The following is a 5,667-nucleotide window of genomic DNA, read 5'->3' as shown; positions in this document are numbered from 1 at the left end:
CCACTACTGGGATCATTGAACAAAAAAACTTCATTAGCGTCCAACGTAACCGTAAACGGCTCTCCTTCTTGCCTGCCATGTGCGCTTAAAATAGGTGTAATGGTAACATCGGTACCATCGTAAACCCCGGTTACTGAAAACTCAGAGGGCAAGCTTCCTGAGAGCCCCTTGTAACCAAGTATCGAATATTCAGTCCCCAAAGTATCAACGGACAATCCATAAAAAGCATCTGTTGTATGTTGTTCTTGGCTTAAACCATACACAGCCACTTTAACGTCGCTTGTTACACGTATCCCAAGATTTGAAATACTATTTACACTTGGCTCATCTGCTTTGGATGGAATTTCTATACGAGCAATAGAGTTTGGTTCAATCGAAAAATCTTTTACAAAATTAAGTCCTGGTATGAGTACAGTGCCACTTGCGCTCTGTTCACTGGATATAATGACAGATAAGCGAGCACTACCACTATGATTTGGCATAAATGACAGCACATAATTTTTACCACTATTGCCATTTGCATAAGCATTAGCAGCGACCAATGCAGTTATTAATATAAGGGCGAGAGCCATCACCAATGTAGAGCTGTCATTTTCCTTGATTCTCATTGCTCAACTCCCTTGATCTTTACTTCAATGGTGATTTTTCTATCCCCATCAGGAGTAATAACCTTCTCAGATATGCTTTGCTCAGCTTCAACTCGAACAGTAGGGGCAACCTCTACAGAGATTTCCTGAATTTCGGGCGATAACTGCGAATCACTCAATTCAACAGTAAACGGGTAGCGCCCGCTTTCTTTGAAGGAGTATTCCATATCCAGCAAATCGATTGATTTTTCTGTATCACTGCCAAGCAAGCTCAGCACTGTATCTGACTCTTTTATAATGTCAGTGCCAGCATCACGCCAAATCGTTTTAAAGGTGAAATCAGATGGCTGGTTTGAGCGATTAATTACATCAGCCATTAACAACACTCGCTCTGTTGCGCCAACATGAGTAAATGCTTTGTTTAACCTGAGATTGACCTGAGCCAATGCGCTAGTCTCAACAATCGTAATAGTGGAGTATTTCTCAGAAAGTAGTTGCTTTGTAAATTTGTCATAAGCAGACAGCTTAATGCGATATCTACCCGCCGGTTTATTCGCGGTAAACCAGTTAGCGTCTACAGAAACAGATTTTTCAGGTAGAATCACAATCGGATCGCCGGGTCCAATCCCCCCCGCCATACTACCAACAGGTGTTGCAAAGAGAACCCTGTCAGCACTATCCAGAACTTCTATATACAGTTGCGCAGTCTTCGGAACATCGCCTGCATTCTTAATAATCGCTGTAATTGAAATGGGCTCATATGCTGAAAAGTCAGAACTTCCTGCCCCTAGCTCAGTAACGCTAAGACCACCCAAATCTGAGGGAGACAAAGAGACGTTGAACTGTAATCTTCCATGCGCATCCATATCGACTTCTGGCAGTTGACTCCAATACCCTGACGCACTTACCAACAATTTGAATTTCAGATCTTTTACTTCATCAAGAGTGTATGTTCCGTCAGACAGTGTTTTTGTTGATTGATCCGAACCATCAACTGCTATCGTAGCATTTTGAATCGGAAGTCCGCTGACAGCATCAATCACTTTACCAAACAAGGAACTATTGTCGTCTACCCCTTCAGACTTTTTAACAAGCAGCACATTCCCTACATTAACCTTATTTCCTGCACTTGCTATAAACTCAAGCGACCTTTCCTGATACCCCCCTTTTGACACAACCAGAGTGATCTTTCCAGCTTCCAGATCATCAAGAGCAAAACGGCCATCGCCATCAGTTAACACCGAGGCAGTAGAACTCTGTACTTCAACTCTGACACCCTCAATGACTTGACCTGAGTCTGAATCAACAACCACTCCTGCAACTGAAAGTTTTATGTCCTCAGGCTCCCCTTGTTTAACAAGAGATGGGGAAAAGAGCATTTTCTTTCCTGCTTCCAAATCTGCATCCACAAAAACTTCTCTATACCCAGGCACTGTCACTTTGATCTTGTATTTTCCCGGTTCTAATTCAGCTTGATACTGCCCTGAACTGTCGCTAATTATTGTGTATTTAACTTCACCTTTCTCGTCTACAAGCGATAGCGTAGCGCCACTTATGGGCACTTCAGAATTTGTTATGAGTATTTCACCGGTGATTACTACTACATTGGGGGCAGCTTGAAGCCTGACGAAGCCAAGGTTTACAACCTGGCCTTTTGTTACTTCAGCTGTCTGCTTAACTGCTTGGTAACCTGCAGTTGAATAGACTATTTCATGTTTTCCGGGCTCAACATTTTTAACAACAAAATAACCTTTGTCATCGGTTCTGGAGGCTCTATCCTCTTGACCCTTAACGCTAACAACAACATCACTCAACGGGAGGTTTTGGTTGACAGAGAACACCCTGCCACTGAATGTCCCAGCCGTTGGCTCTTCAGGGAAGGTGATATTACTCGCAAGATGAAGAGCCCGGAGAGATAAGGCTGTTACAAAAACATCTCCACCCCAAGATCCATCAGACAGCTGACTAGCTTTCAACTCATTTACCTGGGTGCTATACAGGCGGGAATCCCGAATCTCAGGAATGATTGCAAGCAAAGCAATGGATTTTTTCCAAACCCCATCCAAACCAGAATCAACCGGTGGATTTTCTAACAGGTAGTACCCTATTTCACGTAAAGCATCGGGAATATCTTTATATTTAAACCTGTAGGGTTGAAGCGCTGTATAGACAAGAGAAGTTACGGGAATGGAAGACTCATTAGAATCATAGACAGAATAAGCTCCGCTTTTATCCTGCCTGTCTAACAAGTACTGAATAGCGGCTGCTTCAGCCATTTGATCTTGTGAAACTTGTGATATCGCATAAAGCGCTACAGCCGTATCGAATACACTACTATCATATCCCTCATGGCTACCAAACCCGCCATCCTGATTTTGACGACTCAGGATCTCATCAAGTTCAGTAGCAACAGGAACGCCTTGTCTGATTTTATGAAATGTAATGGCTGACAGAGATTCAGTTTCAAGACTCTCCAGCTTAAAACTCTCCAAATATTTTAGCGCATTAGCCTGAATAGAGGGATCTACATTTCCCAGAAGCCTCAAAGTAAAGACAGCCTCAACCGTAGATCTTGAAACGCTGGTTAGATCAGAGTCACTAAAAATACTTCCATTGTCTGCTACATTTTTCTCAAGAAATTTCGTATTAAGAGCCCACAGACTTCCAATTTTTAGAAGACAAAACAGATTGATAGCAAAAATCAAACAACATGAATACTTGCTTTTCTTATGCACTCTACTATCCCTTGCATATTTTTATTATGTTGAATGAGCCGAGCTTCGCTTCAACTACATCTAGTCAACTATTACTACAAGTCGTGTAACCCATAATCACAACAAAGAATATTGACGCAATAGTATACGACATATGTTGTATAAATTATCCTGAGCAATACTACAGCACTTGTTTTAAAGCCTCAAGTAACACGGCAAAAACAGGCCCTTTCGCAGGTTGGCTGATCATTTTACTCGACTCTCAAGTTTCTAATGCACGAGTGTTTGATATTCAGGCAAACGATACTTGAGTGAAGCAGTTGGCATCATTCTCCCCAGCTCCCTGCCCGCCATATGCTTGCTGGATATTCTCACTGGCCGGTAGTCTTCCAGAGACTCCGTCAGCTTCTTGAACTGCTCCTGAGGATTTTCTGACTCCACAACTGTCCGGATGATATCCAGCAACGCATCGATTCTGAGCTTCTCGACCAGACAGCCAACGGTAAGCGCAGGCTGCCCGCCCGGGGCTGCTTGTGTTCCAGGCGGGCAGATTGTTCAGGATGAAGGAGCAACATATGGTCACACAGCACGCTCAGGATCACGCCACGCTCAGACCCTTCAATGCCTTGCTGCAAGGCTCTGTTGCACCAGCCTTCATGAAGTTTCCAGTCCTCAAAGAACACCTCGATCAACCACCTCAGCGTGTGAAGCCGGGCAATATCATCATGACGCCAGGAAACATCCGTGGCGGCCAGATAGCGATAGTCGTCCTCTCCCTCGTATTTCAAAGCAATAATAAATCGCTTCTGCCCATGGGCTTTAACCTTGAGACGGGCAGACAATACCGTCACCTTTTGCTCCTTTCCTCCTCGTATGACCAGCGTTTTTTTAACGCCAGGCCCGAGATAACTGTCAAAATAGGTCTTCAGATTAACTTCTTTGTTTTTGTAGATCACCGTCTGGTTCCAACGGAGCTGGCTAACCACCTGTGTTCCCGATAAGATTGAGGAAGCTCCATCCATAAAATGGGCATCACCACAGAGAGCATCCGCCAGGATGCCGGTGACGTTCATATCAGGAAAGTGCCGTTGGAAAGCCTGAATCATATCCAGCGCCAGTAGCTGTTTTGTTGGGTACTCACTGTTGGGCTTTGGCTTGGGAGGTCGATCCTTTGAAGGAACTCCCTGTTTTTTCAACAAGTCTCTTTTCTTCCGCCATTCGGTCATCTTCGGGTCAGGCATATAGAACCGGAAGTCAATGGGAATGGTCACCAGCGGGGTTTGTAAAACCAGAAAGACCAGCTCCTGACCGTTGACATAACCACTGGTCTTCTTCTCCCTGATCTTGTGGGTCTTGCCTATCTTTTTGGTTCGTTTGCATCGTGAGCGCCCGGTGTCGTCAATAAGAAGATTTCCCTCTGATAAACCATAGCGGTCAATAATGACGAGAACACTGATGCGTAGCAGTAGATGCCAGACAATTTCGGATCGGTAAAACATCCACCATAAGGCGGCTGATGTGTATTGGCCAAGGCTTCGACGTTCCATGGTTGCCCAACAGAGCTTCTGCGTCAGAATCATTGCCGAAATGATAAATGCCAGAAAATAGCGTTGCTTGATAGTCAGTCGCTGAGCTTGCGGAGCGCGACGTAAAGCTTGATCGAGATGATCAATAAACTGGGTAGCGCCGGGAAGAATACGTATGAGCATGGTTACATGAATGTTGCCAATACATTACTTTGCAACCAAGCTTGGTACAGTAGGCCTCCTGTTGCCACGATGAAGACCCTGCGCAGCTAAAGTCCGAGTAGCAGCAGTGAGACCTGCTCAAATTTGACCCAATAATCAGACTAAAACTTTAGAGTCGAGTGAAAGACATCGAATATGACTTGCCGCTCCTGCCAGAACCTGTCGAAAGCATTGCCATAGGTCTGGATGGAACCTGCATGTTGCTCTGTGAAAACGGCTGGAGAGAAGCGATGTGTGGAACCCTGAGTCTTTAATCGGCCAATGGTGATGATCGATTGCACACTATTTATACCGCCAGCTCACCTGAATATGGCAAGCATAGCTTTATGGGCAAACTGGACGAGGAGATTGCAAAACTAAAACGCCTTTACCCGCAAGCGACTTATGTGGGGGTCGCTGATGGTGCTAAAGAAAACTGGCGCTATCTGACGGAGCACACCTCGGCTCAGATACTCAATTTTTATCATGCCTCGGAATACTTGGCCGGGGCAGCAGAAGCATTATTTCCAGACAGTAAAGCCAGGAGAAAGCTCTGGTTAGAAGATAGGCTCCATAACCTGAAACACACGTTCGGTGCGGCCAGGAAAATACTTACTGATTTCCAACCATTATAGGTAA

At 44.8% G+C, this 5,667-nt stretch carries 4 protein-coding genes; 1 reads left to right on the top strand and 3 read right to left on the bottom strand.

The features are described from left to right. The 3 genes from ACO6V1_RS22065 to ACO6V1_RS22055 form a co-directional block, all read right to left on the bottom strand. A partial coding sequence (locus ACO6V1_RS22065; RefSeq protein WP_422468596.1) for a hypothetical protein occupies positions 1–608 on the bottom strand: 608 nt, incomplete at its 3' end. Further along, positions 605–3,322 carry a carboxypeptidase regulatory-like domain-containing protein gene (locus tag ACO6V1_RS22060; RefSeq protein WP_422468594.1) on the bottom strand — a complete coding sequence of 906 codons (2,718 nt, stop codon included), beginning with the start codon at positions 3,320–3,322 and terminating at the stop codon, positions 605–607. The genes ACO6V1_RS22060 and ACO6V1_RS22065, both read right to left, overlap by 4 nt. A 380-nt stretch (positions 3,323–3,702) precedes the next feature. After that, a complete protein-coding gene (locus ACO6V1_RS22055; protein ID WP_422468592.1) occupies positions 3,703–5,010 on the bottom strand; it encodes a hypothetical protein in 1,308 nt (435 codons plus the stop codon). 314 nt (positions 5,011–5,324) lie between these two features. Here ACO6V1_RS22055 and ACO6V1_RS22050 point away from each other — a divergent pair, with 314 nt between their 5' ends. Then, entirely contained in the window at positions 5,325–5,663 is a 339-nt protein-coding gene (locus ACO6V1_RS22050; RefSeq protein WP_422468590.1) for a hypothetical protein, read from the top strand. Positions 5,664–5,667 lie beyond the last annotated feature (4 nt).

Source organism: Endozoicomonas sp. ALC013, from assembly GCF_049310205.1.
Taxonomy (GTDB): Bacteria; Pseudomonadota; Gammaproteobacteria; order Pseudomonadales; family Endozoicomonadaceae; genus Endozoicomonas.
This window is presented reverse-complemented; position numbering and strand designations above follow the sequence as displayed.